This window comes from Psychrobacillus sp. FSL K6-2836 (assembly GCF_038003085.1).
Classification (GTDB): Bacteria; Bacillota; Bacilli; order Bacillales_A; family Planococcaceae; genus Psychrobacillus.
Genome location: NZ_JBBOOM010000001.1, coordinates 522,619 through 536,108, shown reverse-complemented (window position 1 = coordinate 536,108; position 13,490 = coordinate 522,619). Strand labels below are relative to the sequence as shown.

Annotated in this window: 11 protein-coding genes, 1 pseudogene, 3 riboswitches and 1 other annotated feature; of the genes and pseudogenes, 11 read left to right on the top strand and 1 reads right to left on the bottom strand. The window is 35.3% G+C overall.

Annotation, left to right across the window (positions count from 1 at the left end; all coding sequences use genetic code 11):
* The first annotated feature begins 172 nt into the window (after positions 1-172).
* The 7 genes and pseudogenes from MKY37_RS02680 to ribH all read left to right on the top strand — a co-directional run bounded on the left by MKY37_RS02680 (position 173) and on the right by ribH (position 6,108).
* Complete coding sequence (locus MKY37_RS02680; RefSeq protein ID WP_340773488.1) at positions 173-670, top strand: DinB family protein; 498 nt, start codon at positions 173-175, stop codon at positions 668-670.
* A gap of 189 nt (positions 671-859) precedes the next feature.
* Positions 860-1,201 carry a PadR family transcriptional regulator gene (locus MKY37_RS02675; RefSeq protein WP_340773486.1) on the top strand — a complete coding sequence of 114 codons (342 nt, stop codon included), beginning with the start codon at positions 860-862 and terminating at the stop codon, positions 1,199-1,201.
* The gene (locus MKY37_RS02670) at positions 1,198-1,896 is read left to right on the top strand and encodes a permease prefix domain 1-containing protein (RefSeq protein ID WP_340773484.1); all 699 of its coding nucleotides are present in this window, start codon (positions 1,198-1,200) and stop codon (positions 1,894-1,896) included. Before MKY37_RS02675 ends, MKY37_RS02670 begins: the two co-directional genes overlap by 4 nt.
* Before the next feature lie 384 nt (positions 1,897-2,280).
* Positions 2,281-2,859 (top strand): glycerol-3-phosphate 1-O-acyltransferase PlsY, encoded by a 579-nt coding sequence (gene plsY / locus MKY37_RS02665; RefSeq protein WP_340773482.1) that lies wholly within the window; start codon positions 2,281-2,283, stop codon positions 2,857-2,859.
* 300 nt (positions 2,860-3,159) lie between these two features.
* A riboswitch (FMN riboswitch) is annotated at positions 3,160-3,293 on the top strand.
* A 234-nt stretch (positions 3,294-3,527) separates the two neighbouring features.
* Positions 3,528-3,659: riboswitch (FMN riboswitch) on the top strand.
* Positions 3,660-3,892: 233 nt separating this feature from the next.
* Positions 3,893-4,024: riboswitch (FMN riboswitch) on the top strand.
* A 347-nt stretch (positions 4,025-4,371) separates the two neighbouring features.
* Positions 4,372-5,007: a riboflavin synthase gene (ribE, locus tag MKY37_RS02660; RefSeq protein WP_340773481.1), complete on the top strand. Its 636-nt coding sequence runs from the start codon at positions 4,372-4,374 to the stop codon at positions 5,005-5,007.
* A gap of 12 nt (positions 5,008-5,019) precedes the next feature.
* Positions 5,020-5,607 (top strand): annotated as a pseudogene (gene ribB / locus MKY37_RS02655) (3,4-dihydroxy-2-butanone-4-phosphate synthase); the annotation flags it as partial.
* A gap of 36 nt (positions 5,608-5,643) precedes the next feature.
* Positions 5,644-6,108 (top strand): 6,7-dimethyl-8-ribityllumazine synthase, encoded by a 465-nt coding sequence (ribH, locus tag MKY37_RS02650; protein ID WP_340773478.1) that lies wholly within the window; start codon positions 5,644-5,646, stop codon positions 6,106-6,108.
* A 108-nt stretch (positions 6,109-6,216) separates the two neighbouring features.
* Here ribH and MKY37_RS02645 read toward each other — a convergent pair whose 3' ends face one another.
* On the bottom strand, positions 6,217-6,540 hold the full coding sequence (locus tag MKY37_RS02645; RefSeq protein ID WP_340773476.1) for a DUF3889 domain-containing protein: 324 nt from the start codon (positions 6,538-6,540) through the stop codon (positions 6,217-6,219).
* A gap of 220 nt (positions 6,541-6,760) precedes the next feature.
* On the opposite strand from MKY37_RS02645, the gene MKY37_RS02640 reads away from it, so the two are divergent.
* The 4 genes from MKY37_RS02640 (at position 6,761) to MKY37_RS02625 (ending at position 13,444) form a co-directional block, all read left to right on the top strand.
* On the top strand, positions 6,761-7,546 hold the full coding sequence (locus MKY37_RS02640; RefSeq protein ID WP_340773475.1) for an SDR family NAD(P)-dependent oxidoreductase: 786 nt from the start codon (positions 6,761-6,763) through the stop codon (positions 7,544-7,546).
* A 233-nt stretch (positions 7,547-7,779) separates the two neighbouring features.
* Positions 7,780-9,228: a 4-hydroxyphenylacetate 3-monooxygenase, oxygenase component gene (gene hpaB, locus MKY37_RS02635; RefSeq protein WP_340773473.1), complete on the top strand. Its 1,449-nt coding sequence runs from the start codon at positions 7,780-7,782 to the stop codon at positions 9,226-9,228.
* Between the two features lie 79 nt (positions 9,229-9,307).
* Positions 9,308-9,547 (top strand) — a binding site (T-box leader).
* Positions 9,548-9,602: 55 nt separating this feature from the next.
* Entirely contained in the window at positions 9,603-12,698 is a 3,096-nt protein-coding gene (gene ileS, locus MKY37_RS02630; RefSeq protein WP_340773471.1) for an isoleucine--tRNA ligase, read from the top strand.
* Between the two features lie 221 nt (positions 12,699-12,919).
* A complete protein-coding gene (locus tag MKY37_RS02625; RefSeq protein WP_340773469.1) occupies positions 12,920-13,444 on the top strand; it encodes an AAA family ATPase in 525 nt (174 codons plus the stop codon).
* Positions 13,445-13,490 lie beyond the last annotated feature (46 nt).

The window sequence follows — 13,490 nt, the reverse complement described above, 5'->3', positions numbered from 1 at the left end:
GAAAATCCTACTTCAACTAACGTATGTTTAGTTTAGGAAGGAGTAAAGCCTTTTTTCTTATTGAGCTAAAGACACAGGTTTATGTTAGAGAGTATTTGTTATCATAAATGCTATAAATACAATGAATTCGAAAATTTCTGATCTAATTCAACGATTACAAAGGAGTATTTATATGAGTGACAAAAAACTACTTATTACTTTCAAAAGTGATCTTTACAATTATTCATTGGAACAGCTAAGATATATCTCGGAAGAAGGGGTTTGGTCTATTGGACAGATGTATGACCATTTAATACTAGTTGCCCACGAGTATCTTGATAATATGGAAACATGCGCTACATTAAGTGAGGAACATCCCCTAGGGAAAACCCAGTTTGGGGAGCAATTATATAGGAACAGAGGGTTTCCACCTATTAAAATAAGATTACCTGATGAACTAAATTCTCCACCAAATAATTCAGACAGCAAGGAAAATCTAATTACCAGGATGGATCAGTTAATTCAAAGGTTAAGTCATTGTGAATCGAAAGTGGATTATATTAACCCAAATAATAAAGTTGAACATGGAGGTTTCGGCTGGCTGAATGCAAGGGAATGGTATGAATTGGTTGGAATGCATTTTCGTCATCACTTGCGTCAAAAAGATGAGTTGAAAAGTTACATATTATAGGCGAAAGTTACATCATAAATTGGATGTCCTTCTTCAACTTACAGGTGCTTTACTTCAAGATGGGGTAAAGCCTTTTTTCTTGTTGAACTAAAGCAGCAGTGTAGTTGAATAAGAACTTAAATTTTTTTGAAGTAATACCTTGTATTATATAGTAATGTATATTATAACTATAATTGGAGGTGGATGAATTTGGAAGTGAATAAAGAAGTTCTAAAAGGTCACATTGATACGATCATTCTATCGTTACTACATAGCAGGGATATGTATGGATATGAGTTAGCTAAATTGGTTCGAGAAAAAAGTGATGAACAATTTGAATTAAAAGAAGGTACGCTTTATTTGTCACTAAAGAGATTAGAAAAAAATAAGTGGATTGAATCTTACTGGGGTGATGAACAGGGACCAGGCGGAAGAAGAAAATACTATAAACCTACACCTTTAGGTAATGAGGGTTTTGAAGAAAAACGTAAGGAATGGCAATTTGTTAAAAAAATGATTGATTCGTTCTTGGAAGGGGGAGAAAAAATATGAAACAAATTGAAGCATTTGTTGATTCTGTTTATCAAAACGTAGGTGGAAATAAAAGAGAAATACAAGAATTAAAAGCAGAAATGAAAAGTCATTTGTTGGAAGCTGTTCATGAATTAAAAAATGAGGGAAAATCAGAGCATGAAGCAATCCAAATTGCCATAGAGCGATTTGGAAAAGAAAGTGAATTACGATCAGTTATTAGTGAGTTGTTTAAAACGCAAAAAGTATTTGGAAAAGCTGTGCTTTATATTGGTCTAACAATTTTACTTCTTTCCTCCGTTCTATTTGGATATTTTTTAAACATTGGAAACCATCGTACAAGTGAACAATCAGAAATTGCTTATGAAATTGGAGATATGGTTGAATTTGACCCAGAAATATCAGTAGCAACAGAAGAGAAAATAGAAATGTTGTTACACGATGCAAGTTATATTAAAAAAATGAATGTTTTTCTTAATGAAGATAGAGACAAACCAGTGTACGAATTAAATAAAAATACAAATCAAGACTTCTCATTAGTGTATAGTAATTTACATTACGGAAGTGGTGATAGAAATAGTTTTGTAGAAATTGAAGTTCTTGATTATCGAAGCATTGGATTTCTAACATTGTTCTTTGGTTTTACTTGTTTTGTAGTGCTTTTTATTATTTGGGCTATCATAAACATTTATCATAAGAAAAGAATAAATGTTTAAGGACGGCTTTTCTTATTGAACAATCGAGGCAGGTTAGTGTACGAAGAAAATGGGAGTGAAAAAATAGATGGTCAGTAGTATTTTTAGATTTCTTGGTTTACTTTTAATGGCTAGTCCAGTTCTCTTGTATGGACAAAATATTGTTGACGAAAAATTGGCTATTATAATTCTTATTGTTGGTATAATAATTACATTTTTATTTAGAAAAAATAAAAAGATACAAAGTAAACGATGAAGTAAACTATGGACACATTTCGAGCATAATGTGTAATAAATGAGAAGGTGCTTATTCAACTAATGGGACAGGTTAATGTAAGCATTGCAGGAAATCATGTGCAATAAATAGAAATACCTACTTATCAAACTATGTAAGGAGATAATACTTTGAACATTATAACTTTGGTTCTAAGTTATTTAATTGGCTCAATCTCATTTGCTTTAGTAATCGGTAAAATATTTTATAAGAAAGATATTCGTGATTATGGTAGTGGTAATCTTGGTGCAACTAATGCTTATAGAGTTTTAGGCATAAAAGCAGGAGTAATTGTAGCAATTGCCGATATATTAAAAGGGATATTTGCTTGTTTACTTCCCCTAATACTGGGTTCTACAGTTAACCCTATTGTATGCGGGTTATTAGCCATACTAGGGCACATATTTTCTGTTTTTGCTAATTTTAAAGGTGGAAAGGCTGTTGCGACAGCAACTGGAGTTTTCTTGTTTTTTACTCCTTTAGGTGTTTTTGTTGGTTTTATTGTGTTTGTGTCAACTTTGATATTTAGTAAGTATGTATCACTAAGTTCAATGTTTGCTAGTATAGCATTATTCATTTACAGTCTTATATTTGAAGATAAAGTTATCATAGCAATCTCACTACTAGTAAGCGTATCGATAATCATTTTACATCGACAAAATATAATGAGAATTGTAAATGGAACAGAGAACAAAATAGTTGAATATTAGTGTTTACTTGTTAAGCTAACGGGTGTTTAGTTAGATATTCGCTTTCCGAAATAATTAATCTTTAAAATAAAAAGCCTTTGTAGGTATGAAAAAAATCCCCTTTTGGATCAACTTTTGTTCGAAATAGGGATTATGGTTTTCTATTGGAATCAGCATTTGTAGATGTGTTTTGATCAAGATTTATTCAAAACAAACATCTTATCCTATGATTGTTTAGGTAATAGTAAAGTCTTCGGAATAGATAAATTAACTTCCTTGCAAATAAATTCTAATCTTGTTATCCTAATATCAGTTAAATAATTTATCCTTCGGGGTCGGGTGAAAGTCCCAATCGACAGTAAAGAGAGAAATCTTTAGAGCCTGTGAGCCGTAAAACGCATGATTTGGTGTGAATCCAAAGCCGACAGTTATAGTCTGGATGGGAGAAGGAGTAGTCGCCTATTGAATAGGTTTTTTAGTTTTGCTAAAAAACGTAAAATAAGGGCTTATTAAAGTATGACTTCTCTCGCATCCGATCAATTTTGGGTGCGTTTTTTAATGTCTAGCTACAGCGCCTAGCCCCTCGAGTCGCTTCAGACTTGCGAATAAAGGCAAAGATCGCCTTTATTGCAATTCTTCCAGCGCTTGTCTGGGCTGGCATAGGCGCTTGCGCTTTTCAAAATTGAATAATTATCCTTCGGGGTCGGGTGAAAGTCCCAATCGACAGTAAGAGAGTAATCTTAGAGCCTGTGAGCCGTAAAACGCATGATTTGGTGTAAATCCAAAGCCGACAGTTACAGTCTGGATGGGAGAAGGAATAGTCGCCTATTGAATAGGTTTTTTAGTTTTGCTAAAAAACGTAAAATAAGGGCTTATTGAGTATGACTTCTCTCGCATCCGATCAATTTTGGGTGCGTTTTTTAATGTCTAGCTACAGCGCCTAGCCCCTCGAGTCGCTTCAGACTTGCTAATAAAGGCAAAGATCGCCTTTATTGCAATTCTTCCAGCGCTTGTCTGGGCTGGCATAGGCGCATACTCTTTTCAAAATTGAATAATTATCCTTCGGGGTCGGGTGAAAGTCCCAATCGACAGTAAGAGAGTAATCTTAGAGCCTGTGAGCCGTAAAACGCATGATTTGGTGTAAATCCAAAGCCGACAGTTACAGTCTGGATGGGAGAAGGAGTAGTTCAATGCTTTTTGAGAGATAATGGCAAAAGGTTTATTTGAATCTACCTAATTTTTCTCCGACACCTTTGTGTACGGAGTTTTTTGTTTATCCCGGATTAACGGGCAAGTAAGACTTCTACTTCAAGACTTGGCTCAAGCAACAAAACTTATGGTAGATAACTGCAAGTAAAAGCCCGAATGGTTCGGGCCAACAGGACGTTGGTCACTCAGGCATTGCCGCACGACGCGGTGTTATTCGCCTGAGTTCAATTTTTCAATCAGTGGATGAAGAAAACCCCACTTATTGAAGTTTCACTTTTTATAAGGTTTATGATTTTCGCCTTAAAATAGTAAAAGGAGGAAGCAATGTTTACAGGAATTATTGAAGAGCTAGGTACAGTAAAGAACGTTCAAAAAAGTGGGAGCAGTATGCAACTTGTTATCCGTGCAGAACGAATTTTAGAAGACATCAAATTAGGCGATAGCATCGCAGTGAATGGTGTTTGTTTAACAGTAATCGAGTTCTCACAATCTGAGTTTACAGTAGATGTTATGCCAGAAACGTTTGATGCGACTACAACCAATTTATTAAACAGTGGTTCAGCTGTAAACTTAGAAAGAGCAATGGCAGCAAATGGTCGTTTTGGTGGTCATTTCGTTTCAGGACATGTTGACGGAGTCGGTACAATTTTGAAGAAGCGTCCTACTGCAAATGCAGTTTATATCGATATTAAAGTGCCTGAAGAATTAAGTCACTTTTGTATACCAAAGGGTTCCATAACGATTGATGGCACAAGTCTAACAATTTTTGAAATAAGTAAATCGATGATAACCGTGTCCCTGATTCCCCATACAAATAAAGAAACCGTGCTAGGAATGAAAAAAGAGCGTGAACTAGTCAATATTGAATCTGACATGCTAGGAAAGTATATGCATCAATATATCACAAATAAAAAGGAATCAACGATCACACAAGATTTTTTAAAGCAAAACGGTTTTTAAGGAGATAATATTATGCTAAATACTATTGAAGAAGCAATTACGGATTTAAAACAAGGAAAGCTCATTATTTTAGTAGATGATGAAAACCGCGAAAACGAAGGCGATTTCCTTTGCTTAGCAGAATTTGCAACACCAGAAAATATTAATTTCATGGCCAAGTATGGTCGAGGGTTGATTTGTATGCCAATTCATGAGGAAATCGCGGAGGAATTGCAATTACATCCGATGGTTTCTAACAACACAGATTTTCATCAAACTGCATTCACTGTGTCGATTGATCATGAAAGCACATCTACAGGTATTAGTGCCTTCGATCGTTCAGAAACAATGTTACAAGTCATTAATCCAAAAGCAACTGCAATTCAATTTAAGCGACCTGGACATGTATTTCCACTAATAGCAAAGACTGGTGGAGTATTAGAAAGACGTGGGCATACAGAAGCTGCAGTGGATTTCGGAACACTTTGTGCTTCAGCAAAAGCAGGTGTAATTTGTGAAATTATGAAAGATGATGGATCAATGGCACGCTTACCGGATTTACTGGAATTTGCCCAACAATTCCAGCTGAAAATTGTAACAATTGAAGAATTATCAAGTTATTTGATAAATATTAAAGCTAGCTAAGGAGAGAATATAATGGTAAAAACAATAGAAGCAAATTTAATCGGAACAGATTTGAAAATAGGTATTGTCGTAGGGCGTTTTAATGATTTTATAAATGCAAAGCTTGTTGATGGCGCAATAGATGGATTGAAACGTCACGGAGTAAAGGAAGAAAACATAGAAGTCGCATGGGTTCCAGGTGTATTCGAAGTACCGTTTATTGCAAAAAAAATGGCTGAATCACATAATTATAATGCTGTCATTGGCCTTGGAACAGTAATTCGTGGAGCTACTACACACTATGATTATGTATGTAATGAGGCTGCAAAAGGAATCGCTCAAGTAGGTTTACAAACTGGAGTACCAGTTATTTTCGGTATTGTTACAACTGAATCAATTGAACAGGCTATTGAACGAGCGGGTACAAAAGTAGGAAATAAAGGATACGATGCTGCTATATCAGCAATTGAGATGGCAAATCTTTTGAAGATGATGTAAAAAAATGATAATGCGGTAGAAAAGCAAATGAGCAGCATGATAGGTCATTTGCTTTCTTATTTATACTTGTAGTATAAACAATGAATTAAAAGTACTTAAAAATTTATCCTAAATTTCTTGGATTTTAATATTAACTAGCTCATCAGTCTCCGTCTTAAATTCAATTTTTACAGAGACTCCAAATTCTTTGTCACTATCTTTTAACCATAGCCTAAATTTTTCAATTGTTGAATCTCCTTTAGATTCGCTTCCTTCATGGAGGTAGTCAATAATACTCGCATTGGGATATTTGGACGCAGTTTCTTTTATAGCGAGCTGTCCCCACTTAGCATAGGCAGGTATTTCTTGTTGTGCAGGAGCAATTGCTGGTATATGTGTTGAAACTGATTGGGTAGAAGCAATAATTCCAAATGCAATAACTATTTTTTGCATAAATCTCATCTCCTTTAAATTAGGATGAGTCATTCGCCTGAAAATAATTCTATATAAAATATGTTTACTAATAAATTATTTACTACAATTTTTTAAACATGAACCCAGTGCATAATTTTTTGTACTGGGTTTAATATGGTGTGAGCAATAATACTGAAAAATAATATGCTTGTTTTATAATGATAGATGTATAAGTATTAAAAATTGGGAGGGGAATATTATGGACTTAGGGTTATCAGGAAAAGTAGCGATAGTAACTGGTTCGAGTAAAGGAATAGGTTTACAAACTGCTTTTCAATTAGTGAAGGAAGGAGCGAGTGTAGTCCTTTGCGCACGTGGTGAAGAAAAATTAAAAGAGGCAGCGGCGTTCATTAATAGTGAAACAGGAACAGAGGTGTTAATTGTTCCTGCTGATATTACAAAAGAGGATGAGTGTAAAGAAATTGTTCAAAAAACAATAGAACATTATGGCCGTATAGATATTTTAGTTAATAATGCCGGTACTTCGTCAGCGAATGCTTTTGAATCAGTTGATACAGATTTATGGCAAACCGATTTAGACTTAAAATTATTTGGGGCAATACATACTTCAAAAGCAGTACTACCCTATATGAGGGAAGTAGGCGGGGGAGCGATTGTGAATGTAACGGCAGTTTTGGGAAAAACACCTCCTGCCAATTCTTTACCAACGACAGTTAGTCGAGCAGCTGGTATGGCATTGACTAAAGCAATGAGTAAAGATTTAGGAAAAGACAATATTCGTGTCAATACAGTTTGCATTGGTCTAATCAGAAGCAATCAAATCGAACTAAAATGGAAAAATGAAGCTCCTGAACTTTCATGGGATGAATATTCTAGAAATGTAGTAGGTCCTTCTATTCCACTCCAACGAATTGGTGATACAGCAGAAGCAGCAAATGTCATTACTTTTTTAGTATCAGATGCAGCGTCTTATGTCACTGGAACATCCGTTAATATCGACGGTGGATCTGGTGGAACACTTTAAACAAAAAACGAACCCGAATGGATGACCTATAAACGGTCCCATTCGGGTTTCTTATATTAGTGAAATTTATTTCTTAAATTGGTTGGCTACAATATTAAGTAGCTTATTAACAAATATTAAGAAGACTAAAGTAGTGAGGGTTATGTTAGGATTGATCATTTGAATTGTCACAACTCAACTAAAACTGTAATAATATAAAGCTAAGAACAGCCTAATGCATTAGGAGTGAGAGTATGTCGGCTATAACGGGGAAACAGTATATTGATCGGATTGACCAGTTGAAAACGGACGTTTGGATAGACGGAAAGCCTGTCACAGGGAATATTTCGGAGCATCCCGCGTTTAAAGGAATTATCAAAAGTCAAGCAGCATTGTATGATCTGCAGCATCATAAAGACTTAAAAGGTGTTCTAACGTATTTGTCACCAACAAGCAAAAACCGGATAGGTATGTCGTTTTTGCAGCCGAAGACAAAAGAGGACTTAGTGGCAAGACGTATAATGGTGCAGCACTGGGCTAAATCTAATAATGGATTAATGGGAAGAAGTCCAGATTATATGAATACTGCATTAATGGCTTTAGCTTCATCCGTTCATTTGTTGCAGGAACAAAAGAACTGTTTTCCAGATAATCTACTATCATTTTATGAATACGCAAAAGAAAATGATATCTCTATGACCCATACTTTTATAGAACCACAAGTAAATCGCACACTACTGTATGAGGAGCGTTCGGATGAACCGATTGCCGCAAAAATAATAGATAGGAACGAAGATGGAATCATAGTAAAAGGTGCACGACTTCTTGCGACACAGGGCGGAATAACGGATGAATTATTAGTTATCGCGGCAGGAGGGAAAGTAGAAGAGGATAATAGTTTTGCATTTTCCATACCAAGTAATACTAGAGGATTAAGGTTCATATGTAGAGAATCATTTGTTGGAGGGGATTCCTCATTTAACTATCCATTAAGTTCGAAGTATGAAGAAATGGATAGCGTTGTAGTGTTTGATAATGTCTTAGTTCCCTGGGATCGCGTATTTTATTATGACAACATCTATATTTCAAATAATTTTATGAAGTCGAACTCGTTCCTACCCTTTACACTTCATCAAGTAGTATCTAGGCAAATTATAAAAACCGAATTCATACTGGGGATTGTCCAGTCAATTATAGATACCATTAATATAGATGAATACCAGCATGTTCAAGAAAAAGCATCTGAAATAATTATCGCTCTGGAGACGATGAAAGCATTAGTGATAAAGTCAGAAGTAGAGGCCAAAATAGACATAGGTGGGTGGATGCAACCAGATCGCGACACATTACAAATTGCAATGAATGTATTTCCACGGATCTATCCGAGGTTTACGGAAATCATTCAGCTCTTAGCCGCGAGTGGATTAATGTCCATCCCAACCGAAAGTGCATTCCAATCACCTATTAAAAAAGAGTTAAATTACTACTTACAAACCAGTGAAGATATTGGAGTGGACCGTGTGAAACTTTTCCGTCTAGCATGGGACTTAACAATGAGCGCATTTGGTTCTAGACAAACACTATACGAGCGTTTTTTCTTTGGTGATCCTGTTCGACTTGCAAGTCAGCTTTACTTTTCCTATGATACGGAAGAATATAAACAACGAGTAAGAAATATATTGAATGAGTCCACGGTACAGTGAAATATATACTCAATCAAGTTTCGGAAAAGCAATTGACACTATTTTCTAAATTTGTTATAGTACTATTCAATAAAAGCATATAAATTCGTTGAAGAGAAAGAGTAATGTATCTTGTTGTTCTACAGAGAGCTGACAAATTGGTGAAAGTCAGTGTGCAATTGATATATGAATATCCTCTCTGAGAAGAAAGCTGAAGATTTTAGTAAGCTTATCCGGGTGTCTACCGTTAAAAAGAACACGTATGATTTGTACGTTGCTAAGTGCTATTGGATCGGCTCAATAGAATTAGGGTGGTATCGCGGTTAACCCCGTCCCTTTACTCGGGATGGGGTTTTTTGTATGCCTTTTATACAAAATGTATAGGAGGAAAAGTTATGAATATGCGTGAAGTAAAAGAAAGTAAAGTACAACGAGAACAAAGAATCCGTGAGTATTGGCAAAACAACAAAACCTTTGAAAAGTCTGTACAAAATCGGGAAGAGGCTACACCATTTGTCTTTTATGAAGGTCCACCAACAGCAAATGGACTTCCACATGTCGGTCATGCACTCGGAAGAACGATTAAAGATGTGGTAGCTCGATATAAAACGATGAAGGGGTACAAGGTAGAGCGAAAAGCAGGTTGGGACACACATGGTTTACCAGTTGAACTCGGGGTGGAGAAACAGCTAGGAATATCAGGTAAGCAAGATATCGAAAATTATGGTATCGAGAATTTTGTAAAAAAATGCAAGGAAAGTGTATTCACATATGAAAAAGTATGGCGTTCCTTTACCGAGGAACTAGGTTATTGGGTAGACATGGATAACCCGTATTTAACATTAAGTAATGATTATATTGAAAGTGTGTGGAATATTTTAAGTAAAGTGCATCGCGATAAATTACTCTACAAGGGTCACCGTGTGTCACCTTATTGTCCTAGCTGCCAAACATCCCTGAGTTCACATGAAGTTGCGCAAGGTTATAAAGATGTAAAAGATCTTTCAGCAACTGTTAAATTTAAACTTGCTAATAATGTTAATGAGTTTTTTCTCGGTTGGACTACAACGCCTTGGACGTTACCAGCGAACGTAGCGCTTGCTATGAATCCTTCTCTTGTTTATGTCCGAGCTAAGGTAGAAGATGAAATATATATAGTTGCAAAATCATTAGTTCCTGCTGTATTAGGAGAAAAAGCTATCATCCTAAGTGAACATTCAGGAGACGAATTTGATGGTGTTCCTTACCTCCCTCCATTCCATTATGTAGACGTACCAAAAGGGCATTTTGTCGTTTTAGCAGATTATGTAACAGAAACGAGTGGTACAGGGATTGTGCATATTGCCCCGGCATATGGTGAGGATGATTATCGAACAGTACAACAAAATGGCCTTTCCTTTGTTAATGTAGTGGATCAGCGAGGTTGTTATACAGAAGTAGTAACGGATTTAGCGGGTAAATTTGTGAAAGACTGTGACGTGGAAATTATAAAGCTTTTATCGAATACGGGCTTATTATTTCATAAAGAGAAATATGAACATAGCTATCCCCATTGTTGGCGCTGTGACTCTCCACTTCTTTATTATGCAACGGACAGTTGGTTCATAAAGATGACAGCTTTAAAGGAGCAGCTAGTAGAAAATAATCAAACGGTAAATTGGTACCCTGATCACATTAAAAATGGGCGATTTGGTAATTTCTTAGAAAATGTAGTGGATTGGAATATAAGTCGTAATCGGTACTGGGGAACCCCTTTAAACGTGTGGATTTGCACAACTTGTGGACATGAAGAAGCGCCGACAAATGTTGCATCTTTAGCAAAACTTGCATCTCAGCCACTACCGGAAAATTTAGAGTTGCATAAGCCTTATATAGACACCATCATCTGTTCATGTTCAAAATGTAGTGGGGAGATGCAACGCACCCCAGAAGTAATCGATGTATGGTTTGATAGCGGCTCTATGCCTTTTGCACAGCACCATTATCCATTTGGCGATAATAAACAATTAAGCGATCAATTCCCTGCGGATGTCGTGATAGAGGGAATTGACCAAACTCGAGGTTTCTTTTATAGCCTACTAGCAGTTTCAACACTTTTTACAGGAAAAGCACCTTATAAAAATGTATTGTCACTAGGTCATGTATTGGATGAGCAAGGTCAAAAAATGTCTAAAAGTAGAGGAAATGCATTAGATCCACTTGACCTCATGCATCAGAACGGTGCTGATGCATTGCGCTGGTCATTATTGGTCGATAGTTCTCCATGGAATCCAAAACGTTTTTCCACAAAGATTGTACAGGAAGCCAGTTCAAAGCTACTTGACACGCTTGATAATTTATTTAATTTTTATGCACTATATGCAAATATTGATCAGTTTTCCTTTGAGACAACAAAACCAGGTAACGCAACAAAAATGGATCGGTGGATTCTTTCACGGTTGAATAGTACGATTCAAAAGGTAACCGTATTTATGGATGATTATCAGTTTACCCAAGCTACACGTGAAATCGCAGAGTTAGTAGAGGAAGTAAGTAATTGGTATGTTCGTAGATCGAGACAGCGTTTTTGGGCGGCAGGTTTTTCCGAGGATAAGCGTGCAGCTTTTAATACGCTTCACCACGTATTAAGTAATGTTAGTGAATTAATTGCGCCGTTCACTCCCTACATTGCCGAGGATATTCATTTAAAATTACACAATAATAGCGTTCATCTACAGGATTACCCAAAACACCAAAGTAGTTTAATCGATGGAAAATTAGAGGACGATATGAATGCTGTATTGAAGATAGTTGAGTTAGGTCGCAGTATCCGTAATTCAAATAACTTGAAAGTGAAACAACCACTAGCCGAAATGGTCATTTGTACAAACTTATCCAAAAAAAGCTTGAAGGACTTTGGCTCCATTATTCAAGACGAATTAAACATCAAAGTATTAACTTGGGTAACAGATTTAGAAGAATTAGAAGAAATTTCGTTTAAGTTAAATTTCAAAGTAGCGGGTGCTGTATTTGGTAAGAATGTGAATAATCTCAAAAAGTATGTGGAGAATTTAACAGCTACCCAAAAACAATTATTGTTATCGGAAGGCAGTATACCAGTAGTTATTTCAAATGAATCCTATGAATTATTAAAGGAGCATGTAATTACAGAAACCCATGTAAAAGAAGGCTATGCATATGTAGAAGATGGTATCTTTAAGGTACTAATAGATACGAAGTTAACTTCTGAGTTATTAGAAGAAGGGCTGATTCGTGATTTTATCCGAATTATTCAGGACACACGCAAAAAGTATAATTATCCAATTGAAAAATATATCAATCTTTCAATAAGTTGTACCGAAGATTCTAAATCATTAATACAGCGTTTTGAATTCTTAATAAAAACAAATGTCTTAGTCCACCATATACAATTTGTTTCAGAGCCATCTGATTCGACTATAACTGTTATGCTGAATAACCAAGAAGTAAACCTTAGCATGCAGTTAGAATAATCATTTAAAAAGCATTCGACATTTATATTGTTGAATGCTTTTCTAATGTATAAACATGATAAAGTTCATGGGAAATTATTTAATTTCAATTAGTGAAACTTATGATTTATAAGAACGTATTTTTACTATCGCAATATTATGTAATTTATATTTAGAAGAAGTCATCTTTAAAAGGATTAATTCCACTAAAGAAAAGAAAATATTGAGGTGAGGTAATACATATGTTTTTTGTTCAAATGTCTGGCTTCCCAGGCTCTGGTAAGTCCACGCTTGCCCGTCAAATTCTGAAAAGAACTGGGGCGGTTATCGTCGATCATGATATTGTAAAATCAGCTTTATTACATTCTATGGAGGAAGGTGAAATTGATTCAAATCTTGCTGGTAAGATTTCATACAATATTGATTGGTCTTTAATTGAATTTCACTTATCACAAGGACAAGATGTAATATTTGACAGTCCTTGTTTATACCAAGAAATGATTGATAAAGGAACATATTTATCTAAAAAATATAATGTGAAATATAAATATGTAGAATGCTACCTTAGCGATATTCATGAAATTAATTTTAGATTAAAAAATCGTGAAAGAATGATAAGCCAAATAAAAGAAATAAAGTCTGAAATAGCTTTTAAATCCACGATTGAGAATAGTAAAAAACCATTAGGATATAAGTGTATTACTGTAGATACTGGACAAACATTAGAAAGTTACATCCAGGATGTAATGAATTATATATACGAATAAGGGAAAGAAATATTGTTATTTCAATTAACTAGTAGCTTATCTAGAA